The organism is Oceanospirillum sediminis (genome assembly GCF_014164585.1).
GTDB lineage: Bacteria > Pseudomonadota > Gammaproteobacteria > Pseudomonadales > Halomonadaceae > Oceanospirillum > Oceanospirillum sediminis.
In genome coordinates, this window is record NZ_JACJFM010000001.1 from 47895 (window position 1) to 61011 (window position 13117).

General features: G+C 49.2%; 12 protein-coding genes. 5 read left to right on the forward strand and 7 right to left on the reverse strand.

Annotation, left to right across the window (positions count from 1 at the left end; all coding sequences use genetic code 11):
- Positions 1-12: 12 nt before the first annotated feature.
- The 7 genes from ispC to rpsB form a co-directional block, all read right to left on the reverse strand.
- Entirely contained in the window at positions 13-1227 is a 1215-nt protein-coding gene (ispC, locus tag H4O21_RS00210; protein WP_182806802.1) for a 1-deoxy-D-xylulose-5-phosphate reductoisomerase, read from the reverse strand.
- Positions 1228-1276: 49 nt separating this feature from the next.
- Positions 1277-2092: a phosphatidate cytidylyltransferase gene (locus H4O21_RS00215; protein WP_182806803.1), complete on the reverse strand. Its 816-nt coding sequence runs from the start codon at positions 2090-2092 to the stop codon at positions 1277-1279.
- Positions 2085-2831 carry an undecaprenyl pyrophosphate synthase gene (uppS, locus tag H4O21_RS00220; RefSeq protein WP_182806804.1) on the reverse strand — a complete coding sequence of 249 codons (747 nt, stop codon included), beginning with the start codon at positions 2829-2831 and terminating at the stop codon, positions 2085-2087. The genes H4O21_RS00215 and uppS overlap by 8 nt, the downstream gene beginning before the upstream one ends.
- Positions 2832-2877: 46 nt before the next feature.
- Positions 2878-3435, reverse strand: coding sequence for a ribosome recycling factor (gene frr, locus H4O21_RS00225; RefSeq protein WP_182806805.1), 558 nt, complete (start codon positions 3433-3435; stop codon positions 2878-2880).
- 4 nt (positions 3436-3439) lie between these two features.
- Positions 3440-4171 (reverse strand): UMP kinase, encoded by a 732-nt coding sequence (gene pyrH, locus H4O21_RS00230; RefSeq protein WP_182806806.1) that lies wholly within the window; start codon positions 4169-4171, stop codon positions 3440-3442.
- A gap of 116 nt (positions 4172-4287) precedes the next feature.
- Positions 4288-5157 (reverse strand): translation elongation factor Ts, encoded by an 870-nt coding sequence (gene tsf / locus H4O21_RS00235; RefSeq protein ID WP_182806807.1) that lies wholly within the window; start codon positions 5155-5157, stop codon positions 4288-4290.
- Positions 5158-5277: 120 nt separating this feature from the next.
- Complete coding sequence (rpsB, locus tag H4O21_RS00240; RefSeq protein ID WP_182806808.1) at positions 5278-6009, reverse strand: 30S ribosomal protein S2; 732 nt, start codon at positions 6007-6009, stop codon at positions 5278-5280.
- Between the two features lie 412 nt (positions 6010-6421).
- Between rpsB and map the strand changes: the two genes are divergently transcribed.
- From map to dapD, 5 genes are all read left to right on the forward strand, one after another.
- Positions 6422-7297, forward strand: coding sequence for a type I methionyl aminopeptidase (gene map, locus H4O21_RS00245; RefSeq protein WP_370463906.1), 876 nt, complete (start codon positions 6422-6424; stop codon positions 7295-7297).
- A gap of 19 nt (positions 7298-7316) precedes the next feature.
- A complete protein-coding gene (locus H4O21_RS00250) occupies positions 7317-10010 on the forward strand; it encodes a [protein-PII] uridylyltransferase (protein ID WP_182806809.1) in 2694 nt (897 codons plus the stop codon).
- Between the two features lie 249 nt (positions 10011-10259).
- A complete protein-coding gene (gene dapC, locus H4O21_RS00255; RefSeq protein WP_182806810.1) occupies positions 10260-11456 on the forward strand; it encodes a succinyldiaminopimelate transaminase in 1197 nt (398 codons plus the stop codon).
- Positions 11457-11561: 105 nt separating this feature from the next.
- Positions 11562-11912: an ArsC family reductase gene (locus tag H4O21_RS00260; RefSeq protein ID WP_182806811.1), complete on the forward strand. Its 351-nt coding sequence runs from the start codon at positions 11562-11564 to the stop codon at positions 11910-11912.
- A 134-nt stretch (positions 11913-12046) separates the two neighbouring features.
- Entirely contained in the window at positions 12047-13087 is a 1041-nt protein-coding gene (gene dapD, locus H4O21_RS00265; protein ID WP_182806812.1) for a 2,3,4,5-tetrahydropyridine-2,6-dicarboxylate N-succinyltransferase, read from the forward strand.
- Positions 13088-13117 lie beyond the last annotated feature (30 nt).

Sequence of the window (13117 nt, forward strand, 5' to 3'; positions counted from 1 at the left end):
TTTCTCTCTCAGTTACTGCGCTTTGATACTCACAGATGAGAATTGTTCCACCCAGTGTTCACTAAACACTCTGGCAGCCTGATCATCCTGAAGAATATGTTCCAGTGTTTCGGCAGAATGAATCTCCAGAGAATTCAGTGCCTGTTCACATAACTGAGGAATTTGCATAAAACCAATACGCCGCTGCAAAAACGCTTGCACAGCGACCTCATTTGCAGCATTCAGAATTGCAGGAGCAGTCCCACCCCGACAGAAAGCGTCTTTAGCCAGCCTGAGACAGGCAAACCGCTGCTCATCCGCTGGCTCAAAATCCAGGCGAGCTACTTCAAACAAATCAAGAGGCTTCACACCAGCATCAATTCTCTCTGGCCAGGCCAGGCCATAGGCAATGGGAGTACGCATATCCGGGTTACCCATCTGGGCAATCACAGAACCATCCTGATAGGAGACCATAGAATGAATAATACTCTGAGGATGCACCACCACCTGAATCTGATCAGGCTGTACCGCAAATAACCAGCAAGCTTCAATCAGTTCAAGACCCTTGTTCATCAGCGTGGCAGAATCCACGGAGATTTTCTGCCCCATTGACCAGTTAGGATGAGCCACAGCCTGTTCAGGAGTAACCTTTTCAAGCGTCTGCGCACTGAAGGTTCTGAAAGGTCCACCGGACGCCGTTAACAGGATCTGCTGCACACCGTGTTGAGGTAATGATGCACTATCAAACCGGGTTCCCAGTTCAGGCAGACACTGAAAGATCGCATTATGCTCACTATCAATCGGCAGAAGCTCAGCACCATTTGCTCTGACTTCATCCATAAATAATTGCCCGGACATCACCAGAGCTTCTTTATTGGCCAGCAGAATCCGCTTACCAGCTCGCACCGCCGCCAGAGCCGGAAGTAAACCTGCTGCGCCAACGATCGCAGCAACAACAATATCCACTTCACTGGCAGACGCAATTTGCTGCAAGGCATCGTCACCTGTTAACACACGGGTATTCAGCCCCTGCAGCGCCTCACGCAGTATTACACCTGCCGATTCGTCAGGTACCACGGCATACTCGGGTTCATGCCGACGACAGATCGTCGCCAGTTCCGCCACTCTGCTGAAACCACTGACAGCAAATAAGCGATAATGCTCCGGATGCCGTGCAATAATATCCAGCGTGCTGCTACCTATGGACCCTGTCCCTCCCAGCAGACAGATCTGTTTAGCAGCAGTCATATCAGGCCCCATATTACATACCCGAAAAAAAAGTTAACCTTTCGCGAAATCATAATGTCAGTCCGGTCAGCTTAATGCACAGAACAAATACCGGTGCAGCCGCTGTCAGACTATCGATCCGATCCATAATGCCACCATGCCCTGGCAAAAGGTTACTGCTGTCTTTCAGCCCCTGATGCCGCTTTACCATACTTTCCAGTAAGTCACCCAGCACAGAAACAGCAGTAACCAGTAGCGTGATCAGGACCAGAGTAACCATTTCAAGCTTACCCAGTTCCCAGTAACTTGCAGCGCAAACCGCCAGCACACCGGTGGTAAACAGGCCACCATAAACTCCAGCCCAGGACTTTCCGGGGCTCACTCTTGGGGCCAGTTTCTTACGCCCGAAGGTTTTCCCGAAAGCATAGGCGCCGATATCTGCACACCAGACCAATAACAGGATATATAACAACGCCTCTTTACCCAGCCAGTCACTGGTTCTGAGCTCAATAAATGCAATCCAGCAGGGAACCAGTACCCCGAAGCCCATCAACAGACGCCTGCGCATACCGGTCCAGCGGGATTTATCCGGGTACTGAAGAACAAATAAGAGGAAGATGCCCCAGCCAATAGCAGCCAGCGCAAGAATAAAAAGATCCAGTGTTGCTGAGCGAACACTGTTAAGCAATAACAAGGTAGCAGCCATTCCGGCAGGGTATAACCACTTTCCTTTATCTCCGGCTCCGGATAGCTCGGCCCACTCCCAGGAACCCACCAGCACAATCGCTGAAATAAACAGAATAAACAGGTTATCGTCTAAACCAAACAACCCCCACAAGGCTAATGGTGCCAGCACCATAGCCGTTAACACTCGCTGTTTAAGCATCCACTTTTCCTTCAACCTGTTCGCTTGTTTTGCCAAAACGCCGTTGACGACCGCTATAGTCAGCAATCGCTTCAACCAGAGCTTCTTCACGAAAATCGGGCCAGAGCAGCGGACTGTAATAGAATTCGGTGTAGGCAAATTGCCAGAGGAGGAAATTACTGATGCGCTGTTCACCTGCCGTGCGTATACACAGATCAGGTGCAGGCAAATCACACAGTGAGACAGACTGATCAAACAGGTCTTCAGTAATCTGGTCCGGAGTGAGGTGTCCTTCAGCAACCTGCTGAGCCAGCAGGCGGGCCGCATGCACAATATCCCAGCGACCACCGTAGTTCGCTGCAATATTCAGACAAAGCGCTGTATTTCCGGAGGTCAGTGCTTCAGCATCAGCAATAGCCAGCTGGATCTCGTCACTGAAGGCTGACTTTTCACCAATAACGTTCAATCGTATGTTGTGCTTATGCAGCTGCTTAACTTCTCGCCTGAGCGAGAGTAGAAACAACTCCATCAATGCATTGACTTCCTGAGGTGGCCGCTGCCAGTTTTCACTGCTGAAAGCAAAAAGTGTCAGCACTTCAACCTTTTGCTGCATACAGGCACGAATCACTGAACGAACAGCGTCAGCCCCAGCTTTGTGCCCGGCAATACCCGGAAGGAAACGTTTTTTGGCCCAGCGATTATTACCATCCATAATGATGGCAATATGCCGAGGCACATTCTTTATTTTTTTATAATCCATGAAACGGCAACACAAAGGCGCCCATCCAGGGATGGGCGCGGAGACATCAGACCTGCATCAGGTCTTTTTCTTTAACCGCCAGCAGAGCGTCAACTTCTGCAACGTACTTATCTGTCAGCTTCTGAATAGCATCCTCTGCGCGACGCTCTTCATCTTCTGTAATCTCTTTTTCTTTCAGCAATTCTTTAACAGAGCCATTAGCATCACGGCGAATATTACGAATTGCCACTTTACCATTTTCGGCTTCCTGACGCGCCTGACGAATATAACCTTTACGGGTCTCCTCTGTCAGAGGCGGCATAGGTACACGAATCACCGCACCTGCGGAGTTAGGGTTTAACCCCAGGTCAGATTTCATAATCGCTTTTTCAATTGCAGGAACCAGTTGTTGTTCCCACGGCTGAATACTCAGAGTACGGGCGTCTTCAATATTGATATTAGCCACCTGACTCAGAGGTGTAGGTGCGCCATAGTAGTCTACAGTAACGTTCTCCAGAATACTTGGGTGAGCACGACCTGTACGGATTTTAGCGAACTGATTACCCAGAGCATCCACGCTCTTTTTCATTCGCTGATCTGCATCGCTTTGAATCTCATTGATCACAGAATTACCCTCTATCGATTAACGTACCTTCGTCACCACCAACCACCAGGTTCAGCAGTGCTCCAGGCTTATTCATATCAAACACACGAACCGGCATATCATGATCACGCACCAGACAGATAGCCGTCAGATCCATCACTTCCAGCTTCTGTTCCAGCGCACTGTCGTAACTCAGCTGATCATACTTAACTGCATCTGCATATTTAACCGGATCTTTATCATAAACCCCGTCAACCTTTGTAGCTTTAATCACTACGTCGCAGTCTACTTCAATACCGCGCAGGCAGGCTGCAGAGTCTGTGGTAAAGAACGGATTACCGGTACCGGCACTAAAGATTACCACATCTCCGGATGTCAGATAACGAATTGCTGTACGACGATCATAATGTTCAACCACACCGCTCATAGGAATAGCAGACATCACACGGGTGCGGATATTGGCACGCTCCAGCGCATCACGCATCGCCAGGCCATTCATTACCGTAGCCAGCATTCCCATGTGATCACCAGTCACACGATCCAGCCCTGCCTGACTCAGAGCAGCACCACGGAACAGGTTACCACCACCGATCACCAGACCAACCTGAACACCAATACCGACCAACTGACCAATTTCCAGTGCCATACGATTCAGAACCGCCGGATCAATACCGAAGTTCTGCTCACCCATCAGGGCTTCACCGCTCAGTTTCAGAAGAATACGTTTATATTGTGAAGATTTATCATTTACAGGCATCGCAGCACTCTCCGGTCAGTAAAAATACAGGGGTCAAAAAAAGCAGGGGGCATATCGCAACAATGGCGCGTACAGCAAAGCCATACGCGCCATTGTCATGCATCAGAAAGAACGTATTAAGCCAGACCAGCCTGCTTACGTACTTCCTCAGCGAAGTCTTCTTCAACTTTCTCGATACCTTCACCCACTTCGAAGCGAGTGAAAGAGATGACTTCACCACCGTTAGCTTTAACGTATGCACCAACAGTCTGAGAAGGATCTTTAACGAAAGCCTGCTCTACCAGGCTGTTTTCTGCCAGGAATTTCTTCACACGACCCACAGCCATTTTCTCTTTGATCTCTTCTGGCTTGCCTTCCATATCAGGCTGAGCCATGATGATCTCTTTCTCTTTCTGCAGCTCTGATTCAGGCATATCTTCAGGACGAGCAACACGCGGATTAACCGCTGCAGTGTGCATTGCAACATCTTTAGCCACTTCGTCATTGCCGCCCGTCAGAACAGACAGTACACCGATACGACCACCGTGCACGTATGCACCAACCAGACCACCTTCAGGCGCTTCAACAACTGCTGCACGACGTACAGAGATGTTTTCACCAATTTTCTGAACCAGAGCTTCACGCGCTGCTTCCAGGTCGCCTTCCATCAGCTTAGCGATATCAGTTTCTTTAGTCTCGAATACTTTAGCAGCAACAGACTCAACAAAACCTTTGAAGTTGTCATCACGAGCAACAAAATCAGTCTCGGAGTTTACTTCCAGAACCACGCCATAGCTGCCATCTTCAGCTACTTTAGTGGCTACCGCGCCGTCAGCTGCAACACGACTTGCTTTCTTAGCCGCTTTCATGCCACTGGACTTACGCAGGTTTTCAATTGCCAGCTCGATATCACCGTCTGTTTCTCTCAGAGCGCTTTTGCACTCCAGCATGCCCAGACCTGTGCGCTCGCGCAGTTCTTTTACCATAGATGCGCTGATTGCAGCCATGATTTTTAACCTCTTGATCAGATATAAAAAAACCGGATTTGCAAAAGGGGGCTAATGCCCCCTTATGCAGAGTTAACTATCGCCGCTATTAAAAATAGCAGCAGAGTATGACAACAGAGATTACTCTGCAGACTCTTCGCTAACTTCTACGAATTCGTCTTCACTTACAGCGCCATCTTTACCTTTCAGGCAAGCATCGGCAACGCCCTGAGCGTAAATCTGGATTGCGCGAATTGCATCGTCGTTACCAGGAACAACGAAGTCAACGCCATCAGGGTTGCTGTTAGTATCAACGATACCGATTACAGGGATACCCAGCTTGTTTGCTTCATTGATCGCGATACGCTCGTGATCTACATCGATAACAAACAGAGCGTCAGGCAGACCACCCATATCTTTGATACCACCGATAGAACGTTCCAGCTTGGCCATTTCACGAGTGTTCATCAGAACCTCTTTCTTGGTCAGCTTGTCGAACGTACCATCATTCTGCATAGCTTCCAGATCACGGAAACGACGGATAGACTGACGGATAGTCTTGTAGTTAGTCAGCATACCACCTAACCAGCGGTGGTTAACGTATGGCATGCCAGCGCGAGTCGCTTCTTCTTTGATCACCTTGCTTGCAGCACGCTTAGTACCAACAAACAGTACTTTGTTTTTACCAGCGGACAGCTTCTCAACAAAGCTCAGAGCATCATTCAGCGCAGGAACAGTGTGCTCCAGGTTGATGATATGAATCTTGTTGCGAGAACCAAAAATGAACTTGGACATTTTTGGGTTCCAGTAACGGGTCTGGTGACCAAAGTGAGCACCTGCTTTCAGCAGATCACGCATAGAAACTTGAGACATTTTGACTCCTAAAAGGGTTAAACCTCCACATACCCCATAGCCCAACCCGTCGATTTTTTTTCTTCGGGCACCCAGAACTACGTGCCGGTATGTGTGTGTCGTTTAAGAATAGTTTGATACCCGAACTGACCCGGCCATCCCCTGAAACAGAAATAAAACCGGAAATACCAATTTATGATCTGTTACCAGATAATCGGACACGAATCTGAACAAGCGGGCGGCTTTATACCACAGATTCACTATAATATAAAGAAAGTGATTCATCAGGCGGCTATTTTGCAGGATATGAGCAAAAGAAATGAAAAAAATTCCAACGATTACGCTCTATTTTTCAATTTAATCCTGATCAGCCCCTCCCACCGCAATGCAATACAGGTTAACATCTTTACAGAGAATGAATTGCAATTGACAGATTTTCCTGACTCGGGATAACAGCCGGATTCATTCCCTGGCCCGTTCACCCGGACACCCGAAGTCTGCAAATTCCCGAAACGACAGTAACGACACTTCAGACATGACAGTAATTATTAAAACACCCGATGAAATAGAAAAAATGCGTGTAGCCGGCCGTTTAGCGGCAGAAGTCCTCGAAATGATTGAGCCACACGTAAAGGCGGGTGTCAGCACTGAAGAGCTGAATCGTATCTGCCATGATTATATCGTCAACGAACAGAATGCGATTCCAGCCCCGCTGAATTATCACGGCTTCCCTAAATCCATCTGCACATCAGTTAACCAGGTCATCTGCCACGGCATTCCAAGCGAAAGCAAAATTCTGAAAACAGGTGACATCATCAACGTTGATATTACCGTTATTAAAGATGGCTATCACGGTGATACCAGCAAGATGTTCCTGGTAGGCGAACCCAAAATCCAGGCCAGACGTCTGTGTCAGGTGACACAGGAATGCCTGTACAAAGCGATCGAAATTGTGCGCCCTGGCACGACTCTGGGCGATATAGGTGCAGTCATCCAGAAACATGCTGAATCATTTGGTTTTTCCATTGTCCGTGAATACTGCGGGCACGGTATTGGCAAGGGCTTCCACGAGGACCCTCAAATTGTGCACTACGGCAAACCCGGTACAGGTCTTGCATTAAAAGAGGGCATGACCTTTACCATTGAACCTATGATCAATGCCGGAAAACGTCACTGTAAGGTACTAAAAGATGAGTGGACTGTGGTCACAAAAGATCGCAGTCTGTCGGCTCAGTATGAACACACTCTGCTGGTAACGGCAGATGGCTGTGAGATTCTGACCAAGCGCAAAGAAGAAACTGACCTGTAAAAAAGGGATCTGACCGCCCATGCCATTAACACCCTATGAGTTTGAAGCTGATCCGTCGCTGTTTAACAAACACACGTTCAGGCAACAGCTTGCCGATGCACGCTCCAGCATCACCTTATTCAGGCAAACTATTCAGACTGTCCAGAACGAGCTGGATCAACGCTTTCTGGAAGGGGCTGATATCAGGGACCTGGTCCATGGGCGAGCCTGGTTTATCGACCAGTTACTCAGCGTTGCCTGGGAGGAGTACGACTGGCCCGATAACCATATCAGCCTGCTGGCCGTTGGAGGGTATGGGCGAGGAGAACTCCACCCGAAATCTGATATTGACCTGCTGATCCTGTTGCGGAATGACGACGACACGCCTTATCGTGACAATCTGGAACGTTTTGTCACCTTCTTATGGGACATCAGCCTGGATATCGGACACAGCGTACGCTCATTAAGCGACTGTGAACGGGAAGCGAAGGCCGATATTACCGTAGCGACCAACCTGCTGGAAAACAGGACCATTACCGGCCCTGACAGCCTGCGCGAAGAGATGATCACCCGCCTGGACACAGATAAAATGTGGAACAGCAGTGAGTTCTTTGAAGCTAAATGGCAGGAACAGATTACCCGGCACTACAAGTACAACAACAACGAATACAATCTTGAGCCTAATATCAAAAGCTCACCTGGCGGCCTGAGAGATATCCAGATGATCGGCTGGGTCGCTAAACGACACTTTGGTACTCATACACTGGAAGGTCTGATGAGCGAAGGTTTTCTGACTGAATCTGAAGTGCGTATTATGGAGCAGGGCCAGTCCTTTTTATGGCAGGTTCGTTATGCGCTGCATATGACAGCGAAACGTCCTGAAGATCGTCTGCTGTTTGATCATCAACGCACCCTGGCAGAACTTTTTGGCTACGCAGATAACGATGAACGCCTGGCTGTTGAACAGTTTATGCGTCGATATTACCGTGTTGTTATGTCCCTGACGGAACTGAACGATGTGCTGATGCAGCATTTTGACGATGCTATCCTGCAATCACGACACGAAGCTCGCATTGAACCTCTGAATAAACGCTTCCAGATTGTTAATAGAAAAATTGAAGCCACTCACAGCAGAGTATTTGAGCAGACCCCTTTTGCCCTGCTGGAAATTTTCCTGCTGATGGCTCAGAACCCTCAGATTGAAAGCGTCAGAGCTTCAACCATACGCCTGCTGAGAGATAACCGTCATCTGATTGACGAAAGCTTCCGTCAGGATATTCGCCACTCCTCACTGTTTATGGAGTTGCTCAGAAGCCCCGGTAATGTTGCTCGTCAGCTACGACGCATGAGTCGCTATGGCATTCTGGGAAAATACCTGCCGGAATTCGGCTATGCTATCGGCCTTATGCAGCATGACCTGTTCCATATCTATACTGTGGATGCTCATACTCTGCTGCTGCTGAAATTCATGCACAAATTCCAGAAAGAAGAAGCCAAAGAAAGCTTCCCTTTCGCCTCCCAGATTATCCATCGTCTGCCCAAACCTGAACTGGCCATCATTGCCGGTCTGTATCATGATATCGGCAAAGGACGTGGCGGTGATCATTCCGAACTGGGAGCGAAAGACGCCCTTCATTTCTGTGAACGCCACCACTTGAGCAAACATGACGCCCGGCTGGTCAGCTGGCTGGTGGAGCAACATCTTCTGATGTCGATGACCGCCCAGAAAAAAGATATCTCTGATCCTGAAATCATTCAGGAGTTTGCTCAGCAGGTTCGTGACGAAGCTCGTCTTAATTATCTTTATGTACTAACGGTTGCTGATATTAATGCGACTAATCCCAGCCTGTGGAACAGCTGGCGTGCCACTTTACTGCAGCAACTGTATGTGGAAACCAAGCGAGCACTGCGTCGCGGCCTGGAAAACCCGATGGACCGGGAGGAATCAGTACATGAAACCCAGCAGGACGCACTGGCATTGCTGAGAAAATGGGGGGTTGATGAAACCCGGATCTGGCCGCTGTGGAACACCCTGGGGGAAGATTACTTCCTGCAGGATACAGCTCGGGAAATTGCCTTCCAGACGGAGCAGATCCTGCAACATAAAGCACCTGGCGTCCCACTGGTACTGGTAACCAACCCGAATAAAGTAGAACAGGTCGGCGGCACCAAGGTATTTATTTATACCGAAGAAGAACCCCATCTGTTTGCCGCCACCGTAGCCGCGATGGAACAGCTGAACCTGAACATCCATGATGCCCGCATCAGCAGCTCCAGCACCGACTATAGTCTCGATACCTACATAGTACTGGAGCACAACGGTGAACCAATCCGAAACCCGGACAGAATCCATCAGATTAAACAGGTACTGATCGAAGAGCTGGATGATCCGGCAGATTATTGCGATATTGTACAGCGACGTACACCGCGCCAGCTGAAGCACTTTACGATGCCCACCCAGGTCGTGATCAGTAATGATCCGTTTACTCAGCGCACTCTGGTTGAGGTGACCACACCGGATCGCCCCGGACTGCTGGCCCGCATCGGGCGCATCTTTGTCGAGATGGATATCAACCTGCTGAATGCACGCATCGTCACCCTGGGAGAGCGGGTTGAAGATACTTTTGTGATCACGGACAGAGATCTGAAGCCAGTCAGTGACCCGGAACTGTGCGTTCAGCTCAGGCAACGCATCTGCCGGGAGCTGGACGAACAGGTCATCAACAGCCAGTAATCACCTTATTCCAGACGGCACGCAAAATTTTTCGATATTTATACCCGTTTTTCTCCGGCCACCGGCCGGAGAGAAAAGAAGCATATACCGGGCTATCAGCCGATCTGATCATGAAAATTACACTGGGTTATTTGTTCCAGGATGCAGGCTTCTCTATAATGCCCGACTAACCCTGTAAGATAATGATATGCATCAGGCTGCTGTTATCAGAGACTGAGACAGCTGCCCGCTAACTGGCTGGACTCCGGAATGAACCCAGATCTGAACCGTTTACAACCTTATCCTTTTGAAAAACTGACGGCTCTGAAGGCCCAGGTGTCAGCCCCCGAAGGCCTGACTCATATCCCTCTGTCTATTGGCGAACCCCGCCATCCGGCACCTCAGTTTGTACTGGATTGCCTGACATCTAACATCAACCGTATCAGTAACTATCCCACCACTAAGGGTATGCCTGAATTGCGGGAAGCCATTGCCAACTGGTGTCAGCGTCGCTTTAAACTGAATACAGGTACACTGACAGCCGAAGATCATGTGCTGCCGGTTAATGGTACCCGTGAAGCGATTTTTGCCTTCACTCAGGCGTTAATTGAGCGTAAACCCGATGCTCTGATCGCAACGCCGAATCCTTTTTATCAGATCTATGAAGGCGCCGCTTATCTTGCTGGTGCAGAGCCTTATTTTATGCCATGTCTGGCAGAAAACGGCTTTATACCCGACTTTGATGCCGTACCGGAGGAAGTGTGGCAGAACACTCAGCTGCTATTCCTGTGCAGCCCCGGCAACCCGACCGGCGCTGTAATCGGATCTGACATTCTGAAAAAACTGATCGCACTGTCTGATCAGTATGACTTCGTGATCGCTTCTGATGAATGCTACTCCGAAATCTATTTTGATGAACAGAACCCACCAGCGGGCTTATTGCAGGCCTGTGCTGAGTTAGGGCGTGACGATTATAAAAACTGCGTTGTTTTTCACAGTCTGTCCAAACGCTCTAACCTGCCAGGGCTGCGTTCCGGCTTTATCGCTGGTGAAGCAGAACTGATGCAGAAGTTTCTGCTGTACCGCACTTACCACGGCTGCTCTATGCCGATTCAGCACCAACTGGCCAGTATTGAAGCCTGGAATGACGAAGAACACACCATCGCTAACCGTGCAGTTTATACCGAGAAGTTTGCCAGAGTGACCGAAATCCTGTCTCCGGTGCTGAACTTCAGCCAGCCAGAAGCCAGCTTTTATTTGTGGCCAGAAACACCGGTACAGGAAGAGGTTTTTGCCCAGAAACTGTTTGCCGAGCAGAATGTTACCGTACTGCCTGGCAGCTACCTGTCCAGAACGATCAACGGAGAAAATCCAGGCAGAAACCGGGTACGCATGGCCCTGGTTGCAACTCTGGACGAATGTATTGAGGCAGCAGAGCGTATACGTCGCTTTACTGAATCTCTGTAATCTGATACCAGCCTTTATCAGATGCAGAGGCTTATCGGGGTTCCTGAGTGAACCCTGGGACTCTGGATCGTTAACCTGATCAATCAACCCGAAGAGAACAGATCCATGTCAGTAACTCTGTATGGCATTCCCAACTGCGATACTGTAAAAAAAGCCCGTAAATGGCTGGAAGCACAGAATATTGAGTTTCAGTTTCACGATTTCCGAAAAGATGGCCTGACAGAGCAACAACTGACTCTGTGGTGTGATGCTCTGGGCTGGGAAAAAGTTCTGAATAAGCGCAGCACCAGCTGGAGAGCACTGGATGACGATCAGAAAAGTGATCTGAACCAGTCCAAAGCCATTGCCCTGATGGTTGAAGCCCCCACTCTGGTACGGCGTCCGGTTATAGATCATGACGGCCAGTACCACAACGGCTTTAAAGATGCAGAATATGCTGCATTTTTTGATCTCTGAACCATATTTAATTATCCGCCATAGCCGTTAACCTGAAGCATAACTCAGCACAGTTAACATCTGGCAGGCGGAATCATTTTTAGTACATTCTGGCTGAATAGAAAACAGCCAGCTTATTTCTTGCAGGAGTAAATATGTCAGCTTCTCCATTTTTCAGTTTTGGTTTTGGTGTTGGTACAAAAAACAGCAAAGGAGAATGGCTTGAAGTCTTCTATCCTCAGCCGTTACTGAATCCGGCTGTGGCACTGGTTGATGCCGTAGCTCAGACAATTGATTACCAGGGTGGTAACCAGGTTGTTGAATTTGGTGCCGATAAGGCTGCCGCTCTGGCCGATGCCCTGAACAGTGCAGGTGAAACGGCTCAGGCAGAACTGGTTGCCACGTTTACAGATAGCCAGCGCCCACTGGTGGCAACTTTCATCGAAGAAGACACTGATCCGAAAGCAGTGGCAGAGGTTTATCTGAAACTACACCTGCTGTCTCACCGCATGGTTAAACCACACGGTACTAACCTGAACGGTATGTTCGGCGTACTGCCTAACGTTGCATGGACCAGTCAGGGTGCAATTGACCTGGACGAACTGACACAGCGTCAGCTTCAGGCTCGTCTGAACAACGAAGCGCTGTCGGTAGACTGCGTCGATAAATTCCCGAAAATGACCGACTACGTTGTACCTGCCGGTACTCGTGTTGCTGATACCTCCCGTGTCCGTCTGGGCGCTTACCTGGGCGAAGGCACGACAATTATGCATGAAGGCTTTGTTAACTTTAATGCAGGTACAGAAGGTCCTGGCATGATCGAAGGCCGCATCTCTGCTGGCGTTTATGTCGGTAAAGGCAGTGACCTGGGCGGCGGTTGTTCCACTATGGGTACTCTGTCCGGTGGTGGTAACATCATTATCTCTGTGGGCGACGAGTGTCTGATTGGCGCGAATGCGGGCATCGGCATCCCTCTGGGTAACCGCTGCATCGTAGAAGCTGGTCTTTACATCACAGCGGGCACTAAAGTAAATGTTCTGGATGACAACCGTGAACTGGTAGAAGTGGCTCGCGCCCGCGACCTGGCAGGTAAAGACGATCTGTTGTTCCGTCGTAACTCTCAGAACGGCGCAGTTGAGTGCCTGACCAACAAGACTGCGATTGAGCTGAACGAAGCCCTACACGCAAACAACTGATTTAAAAATCGTTAAATCAGATTCTGTTTG

Bases quoted from the DNA above. Each gene is read 5' to 3' on its own strand.
- pyrH (WP_182806806.1), bottom strand. From the start codon at position 4,171: ATGCCTGTAAATGATAAATCTTCACAATATAAACGTATTCTTCTGAAA.
- rpsB (WP_182806808.1), bottom strand. From the start codon at position 6,009: ATGTCTCAAGTTTCTATGCGTGATCTGCTGAAAGCAGGTGCTCACTTT.
- ispC (WP_182806802.1), bottom strand. From the start codon at position 1,227: ATGACTGCTGCTAAACAGATCTGTCTGCTGGGAGGGACAGGGTCCATA.
- dapC (WP_182806810.1), top strand. From the start codon at position 10,260: ATGAACCCAGATCTGAACCGTTTACAACCTTATCCTTTTGAAAAACTG.
- H4O21_RS00260 (WP_182806811.1), top strand. From the start codon at position 11,562: ATGTCAGTAACTCTGTATGGCATTCCCAACTGCGATACTGTAAAAAAA.
- dapD (WP_182806812.1), top strand. From the start codon at position 12,047: ATGTCAGCTTCTCCATTTTTCAGTTTTGGTTTTGGTGTTGGTACAAAA.
- H4O21_RS00215 (WP_182806803.1), bottom strand. From the start codon at position 2,092: ATGCTTAAACAGCGAGTGTTAACGGCTATGGTGCTGGCACCATTAGCC.
- uppS (WP_182806804.1), bottom strand. From the start codon at position 2,831: ATGGATTATAAAAAAATAAAGAATGTGCCTCGGCATATTGCCATCATT.
- tsf (WP_182806807.1), bottom strand. From the start codon at position 5,157: ATGGCTGCAATCAGCGCATCTATGGTAAAAGAACTGCGCGAGCGCACA.
- H4O21_RS00250 (WP_182806809.1), top strand. From the start codon at position 7,317: ATGCCATTAACACCCTATGAGTTTGAAGCTGATCCGTCGCTGTTTAAC.